Raw genomic sequence first — 22,531 nt, 5'->3', positions numbered from 1 at the left:
AGACATGAGTGGAAAAGTAATTATAGTTGGCGGTGGATTAGCTGGATTAATGGCTACTATTAAAGCCGCTGAAGCTGGTACAAAAGTTGATTTATTCTCATTAGTTCCTGTTAAACGTTCACATTCAGTTTGTGCACAAGGTGGAATTAATGGTGCAGTTAATACAAAAGGTGAAGGTGACTCTCCATGGGAGCACTTTGATGATACAATTTATGGTGGAGATTTCTTAGCAAACCAACCACCAGTTCAAGCAATGGCAGAAGCAGCACCTGGAATTATCCATATGATGGACCGTATGGGTGTAATGTTTAACCGTACGCCAGAAGGACTGTTAGATTTCCGTCGTTTTGGTGGAACTCAGCATCACCGTACGGCATTTGCTGGTGCAACGACAGGCCAACAATTATTGTACGCATTAGATGAGCAAGTTCGTCGATACGAATCAGAAGGTCTTGTTCAAAAGTTTGAAGGTTGGGAATTTTTAAGAGTAATCGTTGACGATGAAGGCGTTTGTCGTGGTATCGTAGGACAAAACTTATCATCAATGGAGATCGTAAGCTTCCCTGCTGACGCAGTTATTATGGCTACAGGTGGACCTGGTATTATCTTTGGTAAATCAACAAACTCAATTATCAATACAGGTTCTGCAGCAGCTGCAGTTTACCGTCAAGGTGCAACATACTCTAATGGTGAATTTATTCAAATCCACCCTACTGCCATCCCAGGAGATGACAAAAACCGCTTAATGAGTGAAAGTGCTCGTGGTGAAGGTGGACGAGTTTGGACATATAAAGATGGTAAGCCATGGTATTTCTTAGAAGAGAAATATCCTGCATATGGAAACCTTGTACCAAGGGACATTGCTACTCGTGAAATTTTCTCTGTATGTGTTGACCAAAAACTTGGTATCAATGGAGAAAACATGGTGTATCTAGATCTTTCTCATAAGGATCCAAAAGAGTTAGATATTAAACTTGGTGGAATTATTGAGATTTATGAGAAATTTACTGGTGATGACCCGAAAAAGGTTCCAATGAAAATTTTCCCTGCAGTTCACTATTCAATGGGTGGATTATGGGTTGATTATGATCAAATGACAGCAATTCCAGGATTATTTGCTGCAGGTGAGTGTGATTATTCTATGCACGGTGCAAACCGTCTAGGAGCTAACTCACTATTATCAGCAATTTACGGTGGTATGGTTGCTGGACCAAATGCAGTTAGATATGTAAATGGATTAGCTAAATCTGCTGATGATGTTTCTTCTTCAGTATTTGATCGTAATGTTGCTGAAGAGAACGAAAAAATGAATCGTATTCTATCTATGGATGGAACTGAAAATGCATACCTTCTTCATAAAGAGCTTGGAGAATGGATGACTGACAATGTAACTGTTGTTCGTTTCAATGATAGACTATTAAAAACTGATGATAAAATTCAAGAGCTTCTTGAGCGTTATCAAAATATCAATATTAATGATACTGCTAAATGGAGTAATCAAGGTGCTACGTTTACACGTCAACTTGAGAACATGCTTCACTTATCACGTGTTATTACATTAGGTGCTTACCACCGAAATGAAAGTCGTGGAGCACACTATAAACCAGAATTCCCAGAACGTAACGACGAAGAATTCTTAAAAACAACTATGGCAAAATTCGATGAAAAGTTAAAAACACCGATTTTCCATTATGAAGAAGTTGATACTTCATTAATCCAACCAAGAAAACGTGACTATTCTAAGAAGAAAGGGGATAAACAAAATGCATAATGGGACAATGACAACTGAAAAGACAATTACATTTATTGTAAAACGTCAAGATTCACCAAATTCAACACCTTATGAAGAAACTTTTCACATCCCTTATCGTCCGAATATGAACGTAATCTCGGCTTTAATGGAAATTCGTAAAAATCCTAAAAATGCTAAAGGTCTAGAAACTACAGCAATCACTTGGGATATGAACTGTCTTGAGGAAGTTTGTGGTGCATGTTCGATGGTTATCAACGGGAAACCTCGTCAGTCATGTACAGCGTTAGTTGACCAATTAGAGCAACCAATTCGTCTTGAGCCAATGAGCACGTTCCCAGTAGTACGTGACTTACAAGTTGACCGTAGCCGTATGTTTGACTCTTTAAAACGTGTAAAAGCTTGGATTCCAATTGATGGGACACATGATTTAGGACCAGGACCAAGAATGCCAGAAAAGAAACGTCAATGGGCATATGAGTTATCAAAATGTATGACTTGTGGCGTATGTTTAGAAGCTTGTCCAAACGTTAATAGTAAATCAAACTTTATTGGACCAGCACCACTTTCACAAGTTCGTTTATTCAATGCTCATCCAACAGGTGAAATGAATAAAGAAGAACGTCTACATGCGATTATGGGTGATGGTGGACTTGCAAACTGTGGTAACTCACAAAACTGCGTTCAATCTTGTCCAAAAGGAATTCCTTTAACAACTTCAATTGCAGCATTAAACCGTGCTACGACAATTCAATCTTTCAAAGATTTCTTTGGTAGCGACGAAATTTAATAATAAAAAAGACATGTCCATTAGTGGGCATGTCTTTTTTTTGATCATTTAAAAACGAACAAGGCTCGGTTCGTAAAGTAAGAAGTTATTATCTTAATAAAGAAATTTAAATAAAAATAATCACACCCAAAGTAGTTATAAAAAATGAGTGAATATTCATTCTTTTTTTGAAGAAACATATGTATAATAGAATTAATATATTAGGGAGTGATTGTATGGGGAAAATGAGTTATATTTCAAACATTGAAGAATGGCAGACAAGTTTTTCTTTTAATATAACGATTAAGGTTCGTTTCAATGAAACGGATATGTTTGGGCATATGAATAATACAGTGCCTTTTACTTATTTTGAAGAAGCTCGTATTGAATACTTAAAACATTTAGGTTTCATGCAAGAGTGGGTTTCGTTAGATAGTGAAGTAATTCCAGTTGTAGCAGATTTACAATGTGACTTTGTACAACAAGTGTATTTTGATGATAAAATCGATGTGTTTGTAAAGGTTAATAGTATTGGGAATTCATCAATTGATCTCCATTATATGGGCGTTAATGAAAATGGAATGGTGTGCTTTACAGGGAGAAATTCACTCGTAAATCTTAATCGTAAAACTGGAAGAAGTGAAAAATGGAAAAATGAGTGGAAAGAAAAATTAGAAAATGAGTTAAATATTGCTCAAAAGGTTTAAACTAGGTAATAATGTCACATACTTTATAAAAGTTGAATAGAATAATATAACATTTTGACTATTCTATGGGATGAGTACTTGAAGAATTCAATAACTTTTTATATAATACTGTTATATGAATAATTAATAAGCTTTGATCAAGGACAACAGCGTTCAAAACGATAGTAAGAGAGGAATTCAAATGGTGCGAGAATTCTCTATACGTTGAATGACTTACCACCTTGTAGCTATAGTGGGGAACGTATGTCACATACAATTAACTGCTATCGGTGTAGACCGTTAAAACATTGAGAGTAATGTATACTTTTTTAGTGTACAACAAATTAGGGTGGAACCACGAGCACATTCGTCCCTACGAGTGTGCTCTTTTTTATTTGCAAAAATTTATTATTAAAAGGAGTGAACTAAATGATTTCAGTTAAATTACCAGATGGATCAATTCGCGAGGTGGAGCAAAACACAACAGTAGAAGATTTCGCTGGTTCAATCTCCATTAGCTTAAAGAAAAAAGCACTTGGCGGAAAAATAAATGGAAAATTAGTTGATTTAAATACACAAATTACAGAAGAGTGTGAAGTACAAATTATCACTCAAGATGATCAAGAAGGATTAGAAATGATGCGTCATAGTTCAGCGCACATTTTAGCTCAAGCAGTTAAACGTCTATACAAAGATGAAAAAACTGCATTTGGTGTAGGACCAGTAACGACAGATGGTTTCTATTATGACATCGATCTTCCTGTTTCAATTAAAGTAGAAGACCTACCGAAAATTGAAAAAGAAATGGAAAAAATTATTAAAGAAAATTTACCAATCACTCGTTCAGAAGTTAGTCGTGAAGAAGCGATTAAATTCTTCTCAGAATTAGATGATGAGTTTAAGTTAGAACTAATCCGCGACTTACCAGAAGACGCTGTCATTTCAATGTATACTCAAGGTGAGTTCGTTGATTTATGTCGTGGACCACACGTACCATCAACTGGTCGTGTAAAAGCAATTAAACTATTATCAGTTGCAGGTGCATATTGGAGAGGCGATGCAAACAATAAAATGCTTCAACGAGTGTATGGTACTGCATTCCAAAGTAAAAAAGAATTAGAAGAGCACTTACATTTATTAGAAGAAGCTAAAAAGCGTGATCACCGTAAATTAGGTAAAGAGCTTGAGTTATTCATGTTCTCAGAAGAAGCGCCTGGTATGCCATTCTTCTTACCAAAAGGTACAATTATTCGTAATGAACTAGAGCAATATGAGCGTGGTCTTCAAACTCGTAAAGATTACCAAGAAGTTCGTACTCCGTTTATCATGAACCAACGTTTATGGGAGCAATCAGGTCACTGGCACCACTACCATGAAAACATGTACTTTACAGAAGTAGATGAAACAAATTTCGCATTAAAACCGATGAACTGTCCTGGTCACATGTTAATTTATAAAAATAAATTACATTCATACCGTGATTTACCAATCCGTATGTGTGAAAACGGTCAAGTACACCGTCATGAATTCTCTGGTGCATTAAATGGGATGATGCGTGTTCGTACATTTACTCAAGATGATGCACATATCTTCTGTCGTCCAGACCAAATTGAGGGCGAAATTATTGAAGTAATTAACTTAATTAAAGAAATCTATGGTGTATTTGGATTTACTTATAAAGTAGAATTATCAACTCGTCCAGAAGATTCAATGGGATCGGAAGAATTATGGAACTCTGCTGAACAAGCATTAGAAAACGTTCTAAAATCAGAAAACCTTGATTTTAAATTAAATCCAGGTGATGGCGCATTCTATGGTCCAAAAATTGATTTCCACATTCAAGATGCGTTAAAACGTAGCTGGCAATGTGCAACAATTCAATTAGATTTCCAAATGCCAGAAAAATTCGATTTAACTTATGTTAATGAAGATAATCAAAAAGAACGTCCAGTTGTTATCCACCGTGCAATCTATGGATCAATCGATCGTTTCTTAGGAATCTTAACTGAACACTTTGCTGGGGCATTCCCATTATGGTTAGCACCAGTTCAAGTTGCAGTATTACCAATTTCAAGCGTGCATAATGATTATGCACAGAAACTTGCTGATCAATTAAAAGATGCAGGAATTCGTGTTGAAGCAGACTTACGCGGAGAGAAAATTGGTTACAAAATCCGTGAAGCTCAGCTACGTAAGCTACCGTACATGTTAGTTGTTGGAGACCAAGAAGTTGAAAACAATGCGGTTGCGATTCGTAAGCGTGGCGAAGGCGATATTGGAACTCAATCATTTGATTCATTCTTAGAAATGGTTAAGCAACAAAAACAAGAAAAAGTTTTATTCTAATATAAAAAATCCTCAATCGCTAGGTAGAGGATTTTTTTTTGAAATAATGAAATATTAGTTACTTATAATCGTCGATATAATATGACTCTAATCTGATTTAAATTTTGGAATGAAATTATTTTCTGGGAAATATGGCGAAATTTGTAATTAATACGAATTTATATAGGAAATTAAGTAATAATGTAGAATTGAATGATGATAGCTAATTCAAATTAGTTATTTAGATTACCAGAAATACATAGATATGATAGAGGTGATTTGGTTGGAAAATCAAAATGATGAACTTCAAAAGAAGGTTGCAAAACTTGAATTTGAAGTGAGTGAGATGAAGAAAAAACTTGATTTTCTACTTACTAGAGAAACGGTTTTGAAACAGAATGAAGTTCAACGAAAAGAACAAGTCAGTATGACTCCAACGAAACCAGTTCAAAAAGTAGTAAAACAAAGTACAACGGCTCCTAAAGAAAAAATTGATTTTGAAGCACTTATCTTCCAAAAGTGGTTACCTAGATTTTTTATCTTTATTTTTATTATTGGTATTATGTGGGGATTTAAAGCAGCATCGGATTATGGCGTTTTAAATGAATACGCCAAAGTTGGCATAGGATTTGCCTTTGCAATTCTTTTATTTTGGTATGGAAATCGACAAGTGCAAGCAAAGCGAATTACACTTGGGCAAACATTATTGGGTGGAATATTGCCAGTATTGTTTTTAACGACTTTTGCGATGCATCATTTATATAATATGATTGGTTCAAATGTTGCATTTTTGCTACAGGTTATATGGGTCGGAATTGGCTTTTATTTCATGAATAAGTATAAATCTGAAGCGATAGGCTTAATTGGCATCATTGGAGCCGTTTTGATCCCATTCTTAATAAAAAGCACAGCGCCTAATTATTTATTTTTTGCGTTTTATGAAACATCAATTTACTTGTTATTTATGTTTTATGCTGCATTTAAAAAATATAAATACTTATATTCGACTTCAGCTATTTTATTAAACTTAGTTTATATAGTGGTTGGGCTTTTAAATTTTAATCTCAAAGGCTTTGAATACTTTGCCTTTAGTATTATCATTCAACATTTCGGATTACTTACTATTTTATTAATCTCGAAGTTTTCTAAGAAAAAGCAAATTTTGATGCTTCATACTAGCTTTGTCATCACGATTGGTTGGGTTTTCAGTGGATATGAAGATAATACAAGAACGATTATTCTCATCCTTCTTTGTGTTTCATATTTATTCCTAAGTAATCTATATAAAAAGCAATCAGACTTGTTCTTTGCATTTTCAACTAACTTTCTACTAGCGTTTTCGTTCCTATGTTTAGACAGTGTGACTGTTCACTTATTAAACACTGTTTTAATCATACAGGCGATATTAACGTATTTATTTTATCTCAGATATAGAGACGTATTTAAACTAATCATTGCTTCTTTGACAATTGTTCCAGTTGGTATAAGGATTGTATCAGAACAGATTTCTTCAATCATTTCATTTACTTCTATGGATTGGATTGTTTTAATCATTGCTACAATTACGATAGCAATGTTATCTTATAAAAATGAGAAAGAGAAACAAGCTATATTGGTGAGTAGTTCATTAGTGATTACGATATTAATAATTGCTTACATCACACAAGTTGTACAAATTTTGACTATAGATTTCTCTGATAATGTTATTAGTCTTACAATTAATCTAAGTTGGATCATTATTTCAATCATTGCAATGGTACTTGGCAGTTTGAAGAAGTTTAAAGTATGGACCTATATTGGGGTTGGTTTGTTATTACTAACTTTATGCAAGCTTGTATTAGTTGATTTACCAAATATTACGTTATTAGTAAGGGCTGGTCTATTTATATTACTCGGTTTAATTGGTTTGATTATTTCAAGAATATTTTTTAAAGGGAAATAGAGGACAGGTGAATATGAATGATCATTACTCAAACTGAAAATCTATTATTAGTAAAATTCACTGCTGGAGCAATGTTAGATGTTTTAAACGGGGAACTGTCGCTAGATTATGAAAATATGACATTTAGTTTTGCCAAAGGATGGCCAATTAAAGCATACAAAAATCTGTTTCCGTATAAGATTTCTCGTTTTCAAAATCATCCGGAAGAGGAAGATTTTGAAGGGATTATTATTCATAAAAAAGACAAAATCATTATAGGTGATATGGGGTTTAAAGGCGGGCCAGATGTACATGGAGTAATGGAGATTGGTTACAGTATGGCACCTGAATATCAAGGCAAAGGCTATACCACTGAAATGGCTAAAGCATTTTGTCATTGGGGAATGCAAAGAGAAAATGTAGAAAAAATAATTGCAACATGTTCAATCTATAATTATGGTTCCATTAGAGTATTAGAGAAAATTGGCATGAAAAAAATGTACGAGGAATTAGAAAAGTACTATTGGGAATTACCTATTGAATAATTTAGTACTAAAGGTGGGCTTTGTCTGACAACTAGAAAATCATCAGTCGTATTTTTAGTCATTACGAAAGAAGATTTTGGCCGATTTGTATTATATGATATTCTCATCAGTAGTCTTGTATTTGGTTGTATAAAAAAAACATTTTCAAGTGATTTGTTAGCTATATTAGGTAGTTTTATCATTCCAACAGCGCTAAAGAAAACTGCCTATTTGATTAAAAGTTAGAAAGGATGCTCAAAAAATAGAGCATCCTTTTTATCTATTCTATCCTATCCTATCCTTCTAGACTCATTGAAGGTCCAAAGAATTCAAAGTGAATATTAGTTTCTGGAACATTTAATTGTTTTAAGTTTGATACAACTGCTTTTAAAAATGGTACTGGGCCACATACATAATAATGTGCATCTACAGCTTGTATATTTGATGTTAACCATGCAGCATCAATATAGCCTTGCTTTTTAAAGTACGGCTTTTTCAAATCTTCTTCAGATGGATTCTCATAAATAAATGATAAAGAATAGTCATTTATTTGTTCTGATAGTGAGATTAATTCATTTTCGAATGGTTGAAGCTTAGCGTTTCTTGATGCACAAACCATTTCTACTTTACGATTTGGCTGAGTATTTGCAATCTGTTTTGCCATACTCATTAAAGGTGTAATACCAACCCCTCCACTAATGAACACAACAGGTGATTCAAGATCCGTGTTTAAAGTGAAATCTCCAGCTGGTGCTGTTAATTCTAATGAATCGCCGATATTAATAGAGTTGTGAAGATAGTTTGAAAACACTCCTTCAGGTTGTTGCACTTCAGCTTCTCTTTTTACGGAAATTCGATAGTACTCTTTGCCAGGTACATCAGACAAACTATATTGTCTGTTTAATAAATATTCTTGACCAGCCACTTTTGCTCTCACAGTAATATATTGACCTGGTAAAAATATTGGTAAAACAGAATGATCTTTAGGGAGTAAGTAGAAAGATGTAATGACATCGCTTTCTTTAACTTTATCAACGACCTTGAATTCTTTAAAGTCACTCCATCCACCTTGTTGTGAAGCAGAGTCATTATACATTTCTTTTTCAATATCAATAAATACTTGTGCAATAATTCCATAGCTTTCAGCCCAAGCATTAATAATTTCATCAGTAGCAGCATCACCTAATACTTCTTTAATCGCACCTAATAAGTGTTCACCCACGATAGGGTAGTGCTCAGGTTTCACTAACAAACTGCGATGTTTTTGGGCAATTTGTTTTACGACAGGAAGAATTGTTTCAAGCTTATCAATATTTTTAGCGGCTGCTAGTACTGTGTTAGCAAGCGCTGTTTGTTGTCTACCTTGTTGTTGATTTGTATGATTGAATATATTCAATAATTCAGGATGATTTGTAAACAAGTTTTTATAAAAAACTGATGTAATTTCAATCCCTTTCACTTCTAGTACTGGGATTGTTGATTTAATGATGTCAATAGATTTTTGAGAAAGCATGTTATACCCCTTCTTTTCTTTAAAGTAGTATTTATAATACATCTTTATAGTAGACCCATCTTCTTGTTAAAGCAATATGTAAAATACATCTTTTTAGCCTCAATTTATAAAAGTTTAAAAAATGTTCACAATTATGCTATGATTAATCAAAATAAATGAGTGAGGGGAATTTATGCGGTTAACCAATTATTCGGATTACTCACTTCGGGTTTTAATATTCTTGTCCACTGAACCAAATGAAAAACTGGTTAATATAAAGGATATTGCCGAGGCGTATGATATTTCAAAAAATCATTTAATGAAAATAACCTATAACTTAGGGAAGATGGGTTATATTGAAACAATTCGAGGGCGGAATGGTGGAATCCGACTTGCAAAACTACCATCGGATATAAATATAGGTGAATTAATTCGAAAAACTGAAGAGGACTTTCATATTGTTGAGTGTTTCGAACATAACAATAACTGTGTGATCACTCCAGTTTGTTCTTTAAAGCATATATTTAACAAAGCGTTAGATCAGTTTTTACAGGTTTTAGACGAATATACATTAGAAGATATTGTACAAAACAATTTTATGTTAAAAGAATATTTTTCCTTAAATAAAAAATAAAAACACTCGAGCAAAAAATTGCTTGAGTGTTTTATAGTTTAATTTGTTTTATATGTTCCAATGGTTCTTGGAATATTGAAGAAGCTAATTTGTGAAAAGTCACAGGATTACCGGTGGTAAAAAAGGAGTGAGACACAGACTTCTTGGTTGATAATAAATTTTGTTGGTCGAGTATTGCACTAACCTCCAAAGCTGTTTCGTCACCTGAACTGATTAACTTAATCTGAGATCCAATTACTTCCTGGATAATGGAACTTAATAGAGGATAGTGAGTACAACCTAATATTAACGTGTCAATTCTAGATTCTTTTAATGGTGTCAAAGTCTCATGAATATGTTCAATAATGTCTGGTTGAATAAATTTGCCACTTTCAACTATTCCAGCAAATTCAGGACAGGCTAATTCTATTATTTCGACTGAACGATTAATTCTCTTTAGTGCGTGTTTGTATGCATGGCTATGAATAGTAGCATTTGTACCAATCACTCCGGTGCGGTTATTTTTCGTGAGCTTTATTGCCGCTCTTGCTCCCGGGTGTACGACTCCAATTACAGGGATCGTTAATTGTTCGCGCATTTCCTGTAAAACGATTGAAGTTGCAGTATTACATGCAATGATTAACATTTTTATATGTTTGCTTAGGAGAAAGTTTGTCATTTCCCAAGTATATTGTCTAATTTCATCATATGAACGTGAGCCATATGGGCATCTATTTGTGTCACCTACATAATAAATTTCTTCGTTTGGTAGCTGTCTGATTATTTGTTTTGCTACAGTTAACCCTCCAACGCCTGAGTCAATCACACCAATTGGCTTATTCATCTAGTCCACTCGCTTTCGTTTTATCTATAGGCTTTCAAAATTTTCAAACCTGATTGATTTTATTATATTCATAGAGTTCATGATTCAATTTCTAATCAATCTTTTTAAGAATTGAAGTTTTCTATATATACAGATTATTAAAATATTAAATTTATGATGAAAATAAGTCGTATTTAAGGGATTAATCTGTTATATTTATCATGAAAAGTTTATATGCGAGAAAAATGTGGAGGGGCCAGTGTTGCTGGCTGAGATTGTATCCTTTAGATACTGACTCTTAGAACCTGATCTGGGTGATGCCAGCGTAGGGAACAGTATCTCTTTTTGATATAGTTTTTTACAGTGCATTCACGTCCGGATATTAATTCGGGCGTTTTCTTTTTGTCTAGTTCTAGTGCCTGACTATGGTGCTAACACATTTCATTTATATAAACAAAACAAAAAGGAGAGTTATAGAATGAAAAGATTACTGATTTGTTTTTTTGCACTTTGCTTAACATTAGCAGGATGTAGTGAGCAAAATTCGTCTACACCGAAGAACAAAAAAGAACTACAAAAGGTGACGGTAGTATTAGACTGGACGCCAAATACAAATCATACAGGTTTATTTGTAGCAAAAGAAAATGGATATTTTAAAGAGCAAGGTTTGGATGTAGAGATTATTAGCCCGGGGCAAACAGGAGCAGATCAATTGATTGCTTCTGGTAAAGCTGATTTTGGCGTTTCTTACCAAGAGTCAATTACACAAGCAAGAGTACAAAATGTACCAATCGTGTCGATTGCAGCTGTTATTCAACATAATACTTCTGGTTTTGCTTCACCAGTTAGTAAAAATATTAAATCACCTAAAGATTTTGTTGGTAAAACTTACGGTGGATGGGGTTCACCAGTAGAAAAAGCTATTTTAGATTCATTGATGAAAAAAGAAAATGCAGATGTTAATAAATTAAATATCGTTAATATGGGCGAAGCAGATTTCTTCACGGCAGTAAAGCGAGATATTGATTTTGCTTGGATTTATCAAGGATGGACAGGCATAGAAGCTGAGCTTCGTGGTGAGAAGTTGAATATGGTTTATTTAACTGATTACAGTGATAAGTTAGATTATTATACACCAGTATTAGCAACGAATGAAAAAATGATTAAGAATCAACCAGAAACAGTCAAAGCATTTATGAAGGCGGCGTCTAAAGGATATACTTATTCAATCGATCATCCAAAGGAAGCAGCTGATATTCTGTTAAAAGATAATCCAGATTTAGATAAAGATCTAGTTCAAAAAAGTCAGGAGTGGCTTTCAAGTAAATATCAAGACGATGCAAGTCGTTGGGGTGAACAGAAGTTAACAATTTGGAAAAACTATGCAGAGTGGTTAACTGAAAATAAATTGTTAGAAGGTAAATTTGAACCGGAAAAAGCTTTTACGAATGAATTTTTACCAGAATAATATTTTTTGACAGAGGAGAGTTTTAAATGTCTAATACTTTAATGAGTGTACAAATTATTCCTAAAACAAACAAAATTGAGGAAGTTATTCCAGCGGTTGATGCAGCGATAAAAGTAATCGATGAGTCTGGTGTAAAATACCAAGTTCAACCATTAGAAACAACAATGGAAGGCGATTTAAATCAATTATTAAATATTGTCCAAAAAATGAATGAAAAAATGATTGAAATTGGCTGTCATAATGTCATTACTCAAATGAAAATTCTATATCAGCCACAAGGGATTGCAATGGATGATTTAACGGAGAAGTACCGTTAATGAACCGCAAAAAAATAAAAGGATGGCAACCAATTCTTGTCATCCTCCTTTTTTTAGTTATTTGGCAGCTAAGTATAAAATTTTTCAAAATAGAAGATTGGCTCTTACCAGGGCCAATCGCAATACTAAAAGAAGGAATCCAATCTTATGATTCGTTAGTTCCACATGTACTTTCTACCGTACAATTAACGATCTCAGGTTTTTTGGTAGGTACTTTTTTAGGACTTATGATTGCAATCGTACTACATTTAATTCCAGGATTTAAAGAAGCATTTTATCCATTATTGATTTTGTCACAGAACGTACCAATTATTGTTTTAGCACCACTCTTAATAATATGGTTTGGATTTGGAATCCTACCAAAGCTAATGATTATTTCACTAGTTTGTTTCTTTCCAGTTACTGTTTCTGCTCTCGATGGATTTAGGCAAACACCTACCGAATTGATTAATTATATGAAAATGGCAGGGGCAACAAAATCACAATTGTTTTGGAAAATAGAATGTCCATACTCACTACCGTCTATTTTTTCGGGATTAAAAATATCCGCGACATATAGTGTGATGGGTGCTGTGATTTCTGAGTGGCTTGGTGCAAAAACAGGTATTGGAGTATTTATGACACTTGCTTCTTCTTCATTTCGTACAGATCGAGTATTTGTCTCGATTTTTATCATTATGTTTTTAAGTATGTTCTTTTTCGGCGTGATTGTATTGCTAGAAAAAATGACGGTGAAATGGAAGTCTAAGGGAGTAAAATAAAAATGACGTTAGAAATAAGAAATCTAAAAAAATCATTTGGAAAAAATCAACAAGTTTTAGCAGGTATTTCGATGCAAGTAAATGAAGGTGAATTTGTCTCAATTTTAGGTCCATCAGGAAGTGGGAAAAGTACTTTATTCAATTTAATTGGTGGATTGATCAATCCTGATTCGGGACAAATCATATTAAATCAATCAGTCATAAATGGAGAATTAGGTCATATCAGTTTTATGCCGCAAGAACATTCACTTCTACCATGGCGTAATGTCTTAAAAAATATTTTATTATCAAGTGAACTGAAAGGTAAACCTGATGAAGCATTAGCGCGAGATTGGTTGAAACGAACTGGACTTGCTGACTACAAAAATGCTTATCCGCATGAATTATCAGGTGGCATGAAACAACGAGTGTCTTTTCTTAGATCATTACTTGCTCCGCAATCATTCATGTGTATGGATGAACCATTTTCGGCATTAGATGAATTTACAAGACTTGATATGCAGCAATGGCTTCTTTCAATCTGGGAAGAACAAAGACGGTCAATTTTGCTAGTTACACATAATATTGATGAAGCTTTGTTAATGTCTGATCGGATTTATATTTTCTCAGATAAACCTGCAAAGATTAAAGAAGAAATGATCGTACCATTTCCAAGACCTCGTCAAAAAGAATTACTATTGACTGATGAATTTACCGCGTGGAAACGTAAAATATACTCTGCACTGGAAAAGGGGAAACCAGATGAAAGTGATAGATGCTCATATTCATCTTGACTCATATGAAACGAAACAAAGAGATGAGATACTGAATAGTTTAAAAGAACATGAAGTAGAAGCGCTTATTTCAGTTTCCATGAATTTAGCTTCATGTAAGAAAAATCTCGATTTTCATTTACAATCAAGACAAGTCTACTCGGCATTTGGATATCACCCTGAACAAGAGATTCCCTCAGAAGATGAAACTCAAGCTTTGTTAAAATGGATACGTGAACATAGCGATAAAATGATAGCAATAGGTGAAGTAGGCTTACCGTATTATCGAAATCAGGAACAAATGCTTGATTATAAACCATATATAGAGTTACTTGAAAAGTTTATTAAACTTGCATATGAGTTAAACAAACCGATCGTATTACATGCGGTTTATGAAGATGCCGATATCGTTTGCTGTCTACTAGAAAAATATAAAATCAAAAAAGCACATTTTCATTGGTTTAAAGGAAACAAACATACCATTAAGCGAATGATAGAAAATGGTTATTATATATCCATTACGCCTGATGTGTTATATGAAGATGAGATACAGGAATTGGTTAAACTCTATCCCATTAACCTAATGATGGTTGAAACAGATGGTCCATGGCCGTTTGAAGGTCGTTTTGAAGGAGATTATACTCATCCAATATTTATTCATGAATCAGTACGCAAAATTGCGGAGATAAAAGAGTTGGAATTAGAAGAAGTTTATAAATGTCTATACGAAAACACAAAAGAATTTTATGGTCTTTAAGGATTTATGAAGCAATTACTAGTCTCGTAGTAATTGCTTTTTTTGTTTATTGAGAATAGGTCTTGTTACTTATATGAAAATATTTTAATAGAGTAAAACCGTAGATTTATATGCAAGAGCAGCGAAATATCAGTATCTATCATATAAGGATATTTAATTAGAAAATGTCAATGAATCTTGCCGGAAAGTGAAGTGTTTTATATAGTGCCAATACATAATCGACAAAAAAATTAGATATTCTTCCTCTAAATTTTTTAATAAATAATTTTCAAACCATAAAAGAAACCCCATCTGAAAAAATGATGAGGTTACTATTATATACATGATAAATAAAATGTTGGTCCGCAAATAACTAATTTAATTGTTTAATAGTAAAGATAATGGATTGTGCGCATTGGCCAATATTTAAATTTGTTCGTTTTTTTAATAAATGAAGCCCAATTTTGCTAGCTCAATATAAAAAACCAAAACCGGCATATCAAAAAGATAGCCGGCACTAGGTTGATGAGTAGATTTGTAAATCTACAAGAATGCTATAGTTCAAGCTCGCCCATGCGTAGTAGCTCGATAACTGCTTGTGATCGCCCCTTAACCCCAAGCTTCTGCATTGCATTTGAAATATGATTTCTCACAGTTTTTTCACTTATAAACAGTTCTTCAGCAATTTCTCTTGTAGTTTTATCTTGAACAAGAAGTTCAAATACTTCTTTTTCACGCTTAGTGAGTGTGTGCTTTGTTTGATATTCTCTATCCTTCAACTGTGCTAACCCTCCTTGCTTGACCGAGCTGTACTTCGGATGGGTATTCATTTAGTCTTTTTATCATATGACAGATTCGTATTTAAGGTGAATATTTCCAGTAAATTTAAAAGCAAGATTAAAATATTTATTTTTTTTGGCTATAGCTTGTTCTAAAAATTGTACATGCTCGTATAAATAGTAAAAAAGCGTGGGGGGAGTATGGCAATGAAAAAAAGATTATTGGTAACAACAGCAACACTTTGTGGACTTGCTACATTATCTGGTTGTGGTTTAATTCCGGTTAAATCTTCTAATGAAATCGATCCACCTAAAACGGTTACATATAGAAGTGACCAACCATCCAAAGAAGTACAAGCAGGTAAGGTACAAGAACAAACAGCGAAGAGAGAATTATATTTAATTGATCGAAATGGTTATGTTGTACCGCAAACTTTTCAATTACCTAAATCTACAAGTTTAGCAAAACAAGCCTTAGAGTATTTAGTGAAAGATGGTCCGGTAACAGATCAATTACCAAATGGATTCCAAGCTGTTTTACCACCAAACACGGAGGTTTTAGGGGTAGAAACGCAAAAAGATGGTACAGTCATTGCTGATTTCTCTACAGAGTTTAAACAGTATCATGACGAAGATGAGTTAAAAGTATTTCAAGCTGTAACGTGGACATTGACGCAGTTTGAGAATGTTAAAAAAGTGAAAATTCGTGTGAATGGTAAAAACTTAACCGCGATGCCAATTAACAAAGCTCAAATAAGTGAGGGGTTAACAAGGCAAGATGGCATTAATTTTGATAAAGGTGATATCGTTGATGTAATGAATTCAAGACCAGTTACATTATATTATGTTTCACAAGATGAAATGGGTGAAACTTATTATGTTCCTGTAACTAGAAGGATTTCAAATGCAGAAAAAGATTCATATACTGCAATTGTAAATGAACTTGTTAAGGGTCCTTCTGAGTATTCTGAACTTGTATCAGATTTTGGTTCAGATACAAAATTAGTTGCTGAGCCAAAATATACAAATGGTAAACTAACACTGAATTTTAATGAAGGTATTTACGGTAACATTGCTAAAAACATGATTAATGATGATGTATTACAACCTCTTGTATTATCGTTAACTGAACAAAAAGGCGTTACTTCAATTGAAATTCAAGTGGATGGTAAATTAACAGCACTAAATCAACAAGGTAAGCCTTTAAGCCAACCAGTTTCAAGACCTAAGGATGTAAATACAAAAGAATTATAAACTTCATTATCAAACCTTGAGCCAAAGTTAAAATATGACTTTTGTTCAAGGTTTTTTGCATTTATCTAAAGAAATGCTTTTAATAAGTAGAAATGAAATCATATTTTTGTCTATACTAGTAATTGGAAGATTTATGTAGGAGGAAACAAACATGACTAGAACAGATGGAAGATTAAATAATGAATTAAGGCCAATAGAAATTGTAACGAATTATACAAAACATGCAGAAGGATCTGTATTAATAAGTGTTGGGGATACAAAAGTAATATGTAATGCCACGGTTGAAGACCGCGTGCCACCTTTCCTAAGAAATAGCGGTAAAGGTTGGATTTCAGCTGAGTATTCTATGTTACCGAGAGCAACACATGATCGTACGATGCGTGAGTCGACAAAAGGTAAAGTAACAGGTCGTACAATGGAAATTCAACGATTAATCGGTAGAGCACTAAGAGCGGTTGTAGATTTAGAAGCACTTGGAGAAAAAACGATATGGATTGACTGTGATGTAATACAAGCCGATGGGGGAACTCGAACAACCTCTATTACAGGTGCTTTCGTTGCGATGATGTTGGCATTTGATAAATTAATTAAACAAGATAAATTAAAGTCTTATCCAGTTAAAGATTATTTGGCAGCGACATCTGTAGGGATATTAGAGGATGCTGGTGCGGTTTTAGATTTATATTATATAGAAGATTCTGCAGCTAGTGTTGATATGAATATCATTATGACTGGAGAAGGACGCTTTGTGGAACTGCAAGGAACTGGTGAAGAAGCGACTTTTACGAGAGAAGAGTTAAATGAAATGCTTTCTTTAGGTGAATTAGGAATTAAAAAGCTGATTGGAAAACAAAAAGAAGTTCTATTAAATGAAGGAATTAAGTTTTAACCATACATATATAGAGGAGAGACTTTAAGGATGGAAACAATTATTATTGCGACGAATAATAAAGGAAAAGTAAAAGACTTTGAAGCACTTTTTCACCCAATGGGATATCAAATTAAATCCTTACGAGATTTCCCTGAAATTGAAGAGATTGAAGAAACTGGTACAACTTTTGAAGAAAATGCTATTTTAAAAGCTGAATATTTAGCAAAAGTTTTACAAATTCCTGTTATTGCAGATGATTCGGGGTTAATTGTAGATGCACTTGAAGGAAGACCTGGTGTATATTCAGCACGTTATGCAGGTCTACATAAAAGCGATGAAGATAATTTGCAAAAAGTATTAAGCGAGCTACATGATGTTTTTCCAGGTAAACGTACAGCAAGGTTTTATTGTGCGCTTGCATTAGCTGCTCCAGGTAAAAAAACGATTACCGTTAATGGGACAGTAGAGGGCTATATCTCGAGCGAAAAAAGAGGAACAAATGGATTTGGATATGATCCAATTTTCTTCTTGCCAGAGTTGGACAAAACAATGGCTGAATTATCAACTGATGAAAAAAGTGGCTTAAGTCATAGAGCAAATGCAATTAACTCATTAATGACCGTGATAGAAAAAGAAGGAAAAGAATTTTTTCTAAGGAGATCATGACGATGAAAGCATTGATTCTAAGTGATAGTCATGGTTTAACAGAACTTCTTGAAGTCATATCTAAACGTCATCGTGAAGATGTTGATATAATGATTCATTGTGGTGACTCTGAGTTAGAGATTGATGCGAAAGAATTACAAGGTTTTCATGTGGTCCGAGGCAATTGTGATTTTAGAGGAGAATTCCCTGAAGAGTTCATTCATCAGGAAAATGATTTCAAGATTTATGCTACCCATGGTCATTTATATGGGATTAAACAGACACTTCAGAAGCTACATTATCGATGCAGAGAATTAGGTGCAACGATTGCTTGCTTCGGCCACTCTCACATGCTTGGTGCAGAAGTGATTGATGGAATCCTTTTTATTAACCCAGGTAGTATACTCCTACCTCGAATGAGAAAAGAAAAAACATATGCGATCATAGATACCGATGGTAAATCTGCAACTGTCATTTTTCACACGATTGATGGCAAAGAGTTATTATCATCTTCATTTGATTTAAATTAAAAACATTAGGTAAAGGTTAGTGGGAAAATAAAAATACCTACTAACCTTTAAGTTCTTTAAAAAGTGATAATTTTCATACAAATAAAATATAATGAGTGTATAAATAGAAAAGAAATTATTTCCTTTATTTTGGAAAAAAAGTTAAAATTATTGTTGACTTTATTTAGTGAAGTGACTATAATAAATTATGTCGACAGGTGATGTCGCTAAAAAAACACGCGGGTGTAGTTTAATGGTAAAATAGAAGCCTTCCAAGCTTCGGTCGTGGGTTCGATTCCCATCACCCGCTCCATATGTCCTGGTAGCTCAGCAGGATAGAGCAACGGCCTTCTAAGCCGTCGGTCGGGGGTTCGAATCCCTCCCAGGACGTCATAACAGGAAAAGGTTTAAGAAATACGGGTTATCCCATTTTCTTAAACCTTTTTTTGCGTCTCCAATTCGATTTCTCCTTCTATTCTTTATTAGTTCCTTTGTACTAATACTTTAATTTATAACTTTCTGCTTTTTTTTATGTCTCAGTATGAACATTCCCAATCATTTGTTGGACTCAATAGTAAAAAATGGATTCAGCATGTAACTAAACATTTTTTATATTATTCCGACATAATTACAGATGAAGAAGGGAGCATATTTTTTATGTTTTTTAAAAAGAAAGAGAAGCAAAATCATTTTATGCAAGAAAGTAATCAATCAAATGTTTCAGTTTTAATCCAAGTAACAGATGAAGAAATAAAACAGCAGTTAGCGTTCATACGATTAAATGAAGAAGAATTAAAGATCTTAAAAAGTTTACAGCCTATTGTTTCTGAAAATATAGAAAGTTTAGTGTCAGCATTTTATGATGCTGTACTAAAAGTTGAACATTTAAAAAATATCATTGAAAGTCACTCATCTGTTGAACGGTTGAGAAAAACTTTATCGTCACATATCCATTTATTGTTTCATGGTGAAATAAATGATGAATATGTAAATAAACGATTAAAAGTGGCTCAAATCCATTTTAGAATAGGTCTTCAACCGAAATGGTATTTAGCTGCATTTCAAAATATTTTAGAAGAGTTAATTTTTGTCATTTCTAAAATTACGAATACTACTAATGAAGAGCAAAGAAAGCTAATATCAGTATCCTCGAAAATATTAAACTTTGAACAGCAGTTAGTATTAGATCTATATGAAAAAGAAAATATTGGGGCAAAAGAGAAACAATTACAAGTTGAAATAAATTTAAAGAAAAAAATTGGTGAAATTGCTGAGGAATTACTTGCTTTAGTAGAAGAAACAAATGCTGCTGTTGAGTTATTAGTAGATAGCAGTGTAAGGGTAAATGAATCAGTTATATCAAATAATGAAATTGCAAGTACTACTCAGTCGTTGGCTTATGAAGGTCAAGAGTTAATGAAGGTGTTGCATAATAAAATTTCAACGATCTCAAATAGTACTGATGAAGTATCAGTGTCAGTTGATGTATTAAATAACTCATTTAATGAAATATCACAAGTCATTTTAATTGTTCAAGATATTGCTAATCAAACTAATTTACTTGCCCTTAACTCTGCGATTGAGGCAGCTCGTGCAGGTGAGCATGGTAAAGGATTTGCGGTAGTAGCGAACGAGGTAAAGAAATTAGCTACCCAGACAAAAACATCAACAGAACGAATTGAAGAATTAATTTCACATGCAACTCTGTATATGAATAAAGTTGTCAATTCGATTCATGATGTAAAAGGTCTAGTAAATGATGGTCAACAGGAAGCTACGCAAACTCATGATTCCTTTAATGGCATTGTAAGTTCAATGGATACTAGCTTATCTGGAAACCATGGAATTGAAAAACAAATTGTAAATTTAGTTGATGTGATTAAAGAAATTGGTGGAGCAATCAGCAGTGTTGCAGCGTCAGCAAATGACCTAAATGATGCAGTGCATAAAGAGTAATATATTAGCTAAAAGAGAAGGGAATTCCTTCTCTTTTTTTTGTTTTTTACAAAATTGTGAGAATATAACAAATTTGTAAAGAACCGAAATTTTATGATGAGATATGTTATCCTAATATAAATAAGATAGTGGAGTGATTTTTATGACCGAACAAGACTTTTGGGGACTCATTTCAAAAATGCATATTGTAGAAGAACCTTATGAGTGGGTAATAAGTCATTTAGCAAAACAAAGTGATGAAGAAATTGCAGAATTTGAAATACAGTTCGAAACTGCTTTTTCAAGAGCATACAATTCTAGGTTATTAGCAGCTGCATGGGTGATTATGGATGGATGCTCGGAAGATTCATTTGCTTTTTTTAGAGCGTGGTTAATCGGTCAAGGTGAGCAAGTATATAAAAAAGTTCTAGACAATCCAGACTATTTGGCTGAATATATATTTCCTGTTTATGAGGCAGAAGGTTTAGTGCCTGAATTAGAAGACATGTTAGATTTAGCTCTACAAGCTTATACAATCAAACGTAAAGGCGACGATGATTGGGATGATCAACTTTGGAATGAATTCAATGCTTTAGTTGAAAGTAAGGGATATCATTATCCAGAGTTACATTTAGCAGCAGATTGGAAAACAAACGATGAATTAAAAGAATTATATCCGAAACTATGGAAACGTTTTGGTCTAAAGCCATTACGCTAAAAAAAGAAGAACCTTGTTCTTCTTTTTTTGTCGCTTAAAAAGGATAATTCGTAGCGAAATATTTTATTTAATTTGTATTCATGATAAACTTTTTCATTATGTATATGTTCAGGTGAAAACTATTGGATAAGGAGGAGTTAGATGGAAGACAATATTGTCTTTTTTCCTAAATTAAAGGATCGGATTATCAGTTTAGGTAAAAAAGCGCTAGAAGAGAAAAACTACAGTAAAGCATTGATGCTTTGTGACCAACTAAAAGAGATGGATGAACATAATTCTCAAACTGAACTAGCAGCGGTAGCATGCTTACTCGAAGGGAACAAACCAATAGAAGCAAAAATAAGATGTGAGGACTTAGTTTTTGGACCATTTGAGAGTGATGAAGCAATTGAAGTCTTTATCAGTATTTTATTTCAATTAAAAGAGTATGAAGTATTACAAAAATCTATAAAAAAATTACTCCAGCAAAAACGAATAGATGAAAATCAAATGGATAAATATCAAGCAATGCTATCGTTATCAAATAAGGTAGCTCCAGAACGAAATGAACATCATGAAATGTTGAATTTACATAATTTAGTAGAAAATAACAAATCGATCCACAAACAGCTTGAAATCATTAATGAACTGAGAGTAATTGATTGTAAACTTGTTATAAAACAAATAGAAGAAGTTGTGAAAAGTTCTCGAGCAAATCCATTAATTCAAAGTTTTATTTTATTTATTTTACAAGAGCAATCAATTGATCATGAATTTGAAATTAAAAAAATGAACCAAGAAATGAATTGGAATGCGATCAGTGATTCAAATGAACATGATCATTTTATTTCAAAGGTCGTCCAAAAGTTAAGTCTTGTGCTTGAGAGTGAGGATCCTTCAGCAT

General features: G+C 33.4%; 22 protein-coding genes, 2 tRNA genes, 1 pseudogene and 1 riboswitch. Of the genes and pseudogenes, 22 read left to right on the top strand and 3 right to left on the bottom strand.

Going from position 1 to position 22,531, the window contains the following annotated elements; all coding sequences use genetic code 11:
• Positions 1–4: 4 nt before the first annotated feature.
• The 6 genes from sdhA (at position 5) to V7056_RS08370 (ending at position 7,996) form a co-directional block, all read left to right on the top strand.
• The gene (gene sdhA / locus V7056_RS08395; RefSeq protein WP_499701006.1) at positions 5–1,771 is read left to right on the top strand and encodes a succinate dehydrogenase flavoprotein subunit; all 1,767 of its coding nucleotides are present in this window, start codon (positions 5–7) and stop codon (positions 1,769–1,771) included.
• A 7-nt stretch (positions 1,772–1,778) separates the two neighbouring features.
• Positions 1,779–2,540, top strand: coding sequence for a succinate dehydrogenase iron-sulfur subunit (gene sdhB / locus V7056_RS08390; protein WP_499701022.1), 762 nt, complete (start codon positions 1,779–1,781; stop codon positions 2,538–2,540).
• 215 nt (positions 2,541–2,755) lie between these two features.
• Positions 2,756–3,226: an acyl-CoA thioesterase gene (locus V7056_RS08385; protein ID WP_499701004.1), complete on the top strand. Its 471-nt coding sequence runs from the start codon at positions 2,756–2,758 to the stop codon at positions 3,224–3,226.
• A gap of 408 nt (positions 3,227–3,634) precedes the next feature.
• Positions 3,635–5,551 (top strand): threonine--tRNA ligase, encoded by a 1,917-nt coding sequence (gene thrS / locus V7056_RS08380; RefSeq protein ID WP_499701002.1) that lies wholly within the window; start codon positions 3,635–3,637, stop codon positions 5,549–5,551.
• 262 nt (positions 5,552–5,813) lie between these two features.
• On the top strand, positions 5,814–7,472 hold the full coding sequence (locus V7056_RS08375; RefSeq protein ID WP_499701000.1) for a DUF2339 domain-containing protein: 1,659 nt from the start codon (positions 5,814–5,816) through the stop codon (positions 7,470–7,472).
• A 17-nt stretch (positions 7,473–7,489) separates the two neighbouring features.
• Complete coding sequence (locus V7056_RS08370; protein WP_499700998.1) at positions 7,490–7,996, top strand: GNAT family N-acetyltransferase; 507 nt, start codon at positions 7,490–7,492, stop codon at positions 7,994–7,996.
• 274 nt (positions 7,997–8,270) lie between these two features.
• On the opposite strand, the gene hmpA is transcribed toward V7056_RS08370, so the two are convergent.
• Complete coding sequence (gene hmpA, locus V7056_RS08365) at positions 8,271–9,488, bottom strand: NO-inducible flavohemoprotein (RefSeq protein WP_499700996.1); 1,218 nt, start codon at positions 9,486–9,488, stop codon at positions 8,271–8,273.
• A 172-nt stretch (positions 9,489–9,660) separates the two neighbouring features.
• On the opposite strand from hmpA, the gene V7056_RS08360 reads away from it, so the two are divergent.
• Complete coding sequence (locus V7056_RS08360) at positions 9,661–10,101, top strand: RrF2 family transcriptional regulator (protein ID WP_499700994.1); 441 nt, start codon at positions 9,661–9,663, stop codon at positions 10,099–10,101.
• Positions 10,102–10,132: 31 nt separating this feature from the next.
• Here the strand turns inward: V7056_RS08360 and racE are convergent, their stop codons facing one another.
• Entirely contained in the window at positions 10,133–10,924 is a 792-nt protein-coding gene (racE, locus tag V7056_RS08355) for a glutamate racemase (RefSeq protein ID WP_499700992.1), read from the bottom strand.
• 218 nt (positions 10,925–11,142) lie between these two features.
• Positions 11,143–11,252: riboswitch (TPP riboswitch) on the top strand.
• A gap of 129 nt (positions 11,253–11,381) precedes the next feature.
• On the opposite strand from racE, the gene V7056_RS08350 reads away from it, so the two are divergent.
• From V7056_RS08350 to V7056_RS08330, 5 genes are read left to right on the top strand one after another with little or no spacing between them, the layout of a single operon-like run.
• A complete protein-coding gene (locus tag V7056_RS08350) occupies positions 11,382–12,371 on the top strand; it encodes an ABC transporter substrate-binding protein (protein WP_499700990.1) in 990 nt (329 codons plus the stop codon).
• Between the two features lie 26 nt (positions 12,372–12,397).
• Positions 12,398–12,688, top strand: coding sequence for a thiamine-binding protein (locus tag V7056_RS08345; protein ID WP_499700988.1), 291 nt, complete (start codon positions 12,398–12,400; stop codon positions 12,686–12,688).
• Positions 12,688–13,449 (top strand): ABC transporter permease, encoded by a 762-nt coding sequence (locus V7056_RS08340; RefSeq protein WP_499700986.1) that lies wholly within the window; start codon positions 12,688–12,690, stop codon positions 13,447–13,449. The genes V7056_RS08345 and V7056_RS08340 overlap by 1 nt, the downstream gene beginning before the upstream one ends.
• A 2-nt stretch (positions 13,450–13,451) precedes the next feature.
• Positions 13,452–14,222, top strand: coding sequence for an ABC transporter ATP-binding protein (locus tag V7056_RS08335; RefSeq protein WP_499700984.1), 771 nt, complete (start codon positions 13,452–13,454; stop codon positions 14,220–14,222).
• The gene (locus tag V7056_RS08330; protein WP_499700982.1) at positions 14,191–14,958 is read left to right on the top strand and encodes a TatD family hydrolase; all 768 of its coding nucleotides are present in this window, start codon (positions 14,191–14,193) and stop codon (positions 14,956–14,958) included. The genes V7056_RS08335 and V7056_RS08330 overlap by 32 nt, the downstream gene beginning before the upstream one ends.
• A 533-nt stretch (positions 14,959–15,491) precedes the next feature.
• Here the strand turns inward: V7056_RS08330 and V7056_RS08325 are convergent.
• Positions 15,492–15,716, bottom strand: a complete 225-nt coding sequence (locus V7056_RS08325) for a helix-turn-helix domain-containing protein (protein WP_088003658.1) — start codon at positions 15,714–15,716, stop codon at positions 15,492–15,494.
• A gap of 201 nt (positions 15,717–15,917) precedes the next feature.
• Here V7056_RS08325 and V7056_RS08320 point away from each other — a divergent pair, with 201 nt between their 5' ends.
• The 10 genes and pseudogenes from V7056_RS08320 to V7056_RS08275 all read left to right on the top strand — a co-directional run.
• Entirely contained in the window at positions 15,918–16,970 is a 1,053-nt protein-coding gene (locus tag V7056_RS08320; protein ID WP_499700980.1) for a GerMN domain-containing protein, read from the top strand.
• A 151-nt stretch (positions 16,971–17,121) separates the two neighbouring features.
• Positions 17,122–17,859: a ribonuclease PH gene (gene rph, locus V7056_RS08315; RefSeq protein WP_499700978.1), complete on the top strand. Its 738-nt coding sequence runs from the start codon at positions 17,122–17,124 to the stop codon at positions 17,857–17,859.
• Between the two features lie 30 nt (positions 17,860–17,889).
• Entirely contained in the window at positions 17,890–18,507 is a 618-nt protein-coding gene (locus V7056_RS08310) for an XTP/dITP diphosphatase (protein ID WP_499700976.1), read from the top strand.
• 2 nt (positions 18,508–18,509) lie between these two features.
• A complete protein-coding gene (locus V7056_RS08305) occupies positions 18,510–19,016 on the top strand; it encodes a YfcE family phosphodiesterase (protein WP_499700974.1) in 507 nt (168 codons plus the stop codon).
• A 218-nt stretch (positions 19,017–19,234) separates the two neighbouring features.
• Positions 19,235–19,308: transfer RNA gene (locus tag V7056_RS08300), tRNA-Gly, on the top strand.
• Between the two features lie 3 nt (positions 19,309–19,311).
• Positions 19,312–19,385, top strand: a tRNA-Arg gene (locus V7056_RS08295).
• Positions 19,386–19,526: 141 nt separating this feature from the next.
• Positions 19,527–20,189 (top strand): annotated as a pseudogene (locus V7056_RS08290) (protoglobin domain-containing protein); the annotation flags it as partial.
• 222 nt (positions 20,190–20,411) lie between these two features.
• Positions 20,412–20,951 carry a methyl-accepting chemotaxis protein gene (locus V7056_RS08285; RefSeq protein ID WP_499701020.1) on the top strand — a complete coding sequence of 180 codons (540 nt, stop codon included), beginning with the start codon at positions 20,412–20,414 and terminating at the stop codon, positions 20,949–20,951.
• A gap of 142 nt (positions 20,952–21,093) precedes the next feature.
• A complete protein-coding gene (locus tag V7056_RS08280; RefSeq protein WP_499700973.1) occupies positions 21,094–21,648 on the top strand; it encodes a DUF4240 domain-containing protein in 555 nt (184 codons plus the stop codon).
• A 141-nt stretch (positions 21,649–21,789) separates the two neighbouring features.
• The coding region (locus V7056_RS08275; protein ID WP_499700971.1) for a hypothetical protein at positions 21,790–22,531 on the top strand (742 nt) is incomplete at its 3' end.

It is taken from the genome of Bacillus sp. JJ664 (genome assembly GCF_036962205.1).
Lineage (GTDB): Bacteria > Bacillota > Bacilli > Bacillales > Bacillaceae_G > Gottfriedia.
Note: the sequence above shows the minus strand (reverse complement) of the source record. Positions and strands in the feature narration are given on the sequence as shown.